Annotated in this window: 2 protein-coding genes; both read right to left on the reverse strand. The window is 70.4% G+C overall.

The features are described from left to right. Positions 1-981: cyclopropane-fatty-acyl-phospholipid synthase family protein (locus VFJ21_04190; protein HET7406321.1), on the reverse strand; the 981-nt coding region annotated here is incomplete at its 3' end. After that, the coding region (locus tag VFJ21_04195) for a cyclopropane-fatty-acyl-phospholipid synthase family protein (GenBank protein HET7406322.1) at positions 981-2,174 on the reverse strand (1,194 nt) is incomplete at its 5' end. The genes VFJ21_04190 and VFJ21_04195, both read right to left, overlap by 1 nt.

Genomic DNA, 2,174 nt, shown 5'->3' on the forward strand with positions numbered 1-2,174 from the left:
CATGTCCGGGGCGATGTAACGCTCGATGAACGGACCACCACCAGGATGCCGATCCCTACGCAGGTGAGTCCCGTGGGACATCTGTTGGATCAGCACCCGCCCGTGCGGCGCGAGTAGCCGGCGGATGCTCGCAAGGAACAGCGGATAGTTGCCGGCGCCGACGTGCTCGCCCATCTCGATCGCGCTCACCGCGTCGTAGCAGCTGCCGCCGGGGATGTCGCGGTAGTCCTGCATCCGCAGTTCGACCAGGTGACCCACCCCCTCGCGGGCGATCCGCTCTCGGCCGAACGCGAGCTGCTCGGCCGAGATGGTCACCCCGGTGACATGGGCGCCGTAGTTCTTCGCGGCGTGCACGGCGAGGGCGGACCAGCCGCAGCCGATGTCGAGCAGCCGGTGGCCGGGGTGCAGGTCCAGCTTGGCGCAGATGAGGTCGAGCTTGTCGCGTTGCGCGTCTGCGATCTCATACGACGGGTCGTCGCCGGTCCAGTACGCGCAGGAGTAGGCCATGTGTTCGTCGAGCAGCAGCGCGTAGAGCGCGTTGGACAGGTCGTAGTGATGGCTGATCACCGCCGCGTCACGACGCCGGCTGTGCAGCTTGCCGCTTGTCTGCGCTTCGGAGGCGGGTGGGGCGGGGGGACGGCCGACGGCACCGAGCCGCGCCAGCGCCGTGATGCTGTTGGCGAGGATGCGGGGGGTGAGCCGTGGCGTCAGGTCACGCGCGTGAGCGGCGGCCCAGACACGGCGCAGCCCGTCGGCGAGGTCACCGTCGATGTCGATGTCTCCGGCGACGTACGCGCGGGCGAGGCCGAGCTCGCCGGGTGCCCACAGCATCCGTCGCAACGCGTCCGGTGAACGCAGGATCACCAGCGGCGCGTCGGCGGGGCCGGTTTCGCTGCCGTCCCACCCCCGCACGCGCAGCGGCGGCTCGCCGTCGAACACGGCGGTGAGAACGTCGTTGATGGTCTGCGCGACGCTCGCCATCAGCGGCCGTCCCGGCGGGTGAGGATGAGCTGGGTGACGTCGAGGTAGCCGGCGCGGAACCCGGCCTCGCAGTAGGCGAGGTAGAACGTCCACATCCGCCGGAACGTCTCGTCGAACCCGGCCGCGTCGACCGCGTCGGCGTTCTGCAGGAACCGGGTGCGCCAGGCGAGCAGCGTGTCGGCGTAGGCGGTGCCGAAGCACAACCGGTCGCTGACCTGCAGGTCGGTGTGTTCGGCGAGAACTTGGTCGATCGCGGTGACGGACGGGAGCTGACCGCCGGGGAAGATGTACTTGTGGATCCAGGTCCATGACCGGCGGCTGGCCAGCATCCGGTCGTGTGGCATGACGATGGCTTGTAGCCCGATCTTCCCGCCCGGCGCCAGCCGGTCCTGCAACGTCCGGAAGTAGGTCGGCCACCAGCGGGCCCCGACTGCTTCGATCATCTCGACGCTGACGATCGCGTCGAAGCGGCCGGTGACCTCTCGGTAGTCCTGCACGTGGACGTCGACCGAAGCTGCGAGGTGCGCGGCGGCGATCCGCTGCCGGGCGAGCTCGGCCTGTTCCACCGACAAGGTGACGCTGGTGACCGTGGCGCCGCGCTGCCCGGCGCGTAACGCGAGCTCGCCCCAGCCGGTGCCGATCTCGAGCAGCCGGGTGCCGGGCTTACAGCCGACCTGGTCGAGCAGCCGGTCGATCTTGCGGGCCTGTGCCGCCTCGAGGGATTCGCCGGGGAAGTTGAACAACGCGGCCGAGTAGGTCATGGACGCGTCGAGAAACAACGCGAACAGCTCGTTGGACAGGTCGTAGTGCCGGGCGATGTTGCGCCGCGACCCGCCCGGGTCGTTGTCCTCGGCGGCCGGGTGCCGGGCGTCGTAGACCGCGCGCAGCCACTGCAATTTGGCCGGCACGAGCCGCGGCAGGTCGCGCGCCATCGGCGTCAGCACCTCGACGAGCTCGAGGGCGTCCCAATCGCCGGCCATGTACGCCTCGCCGAAGCCGATCTTGCCGTCGCGGGCGAGCCGGGTCAGGAAGGCATCCGCATCCCGCACGGTCAGCACTGGCCCGTCGGCAGGCCCGAGATCGAGACCGTCGCCGACGACGTGGACGCCGGCACGCCGGGCGCCCCGGGCGAGCAGCCGCCGCGCCACGAGGGCGCGTAGCCGTGCCGGCTTAGGAGCTGCTATCGCCGGCCA

This window comes from Mycobacteriales bacterium (genome assembly GCA_035690485.1).
Taxonomy (GTDB): Bacteria; Actinomycetota; Actinomycetes; order JAFAQI01; family DASSKL01; genus DASSKL01.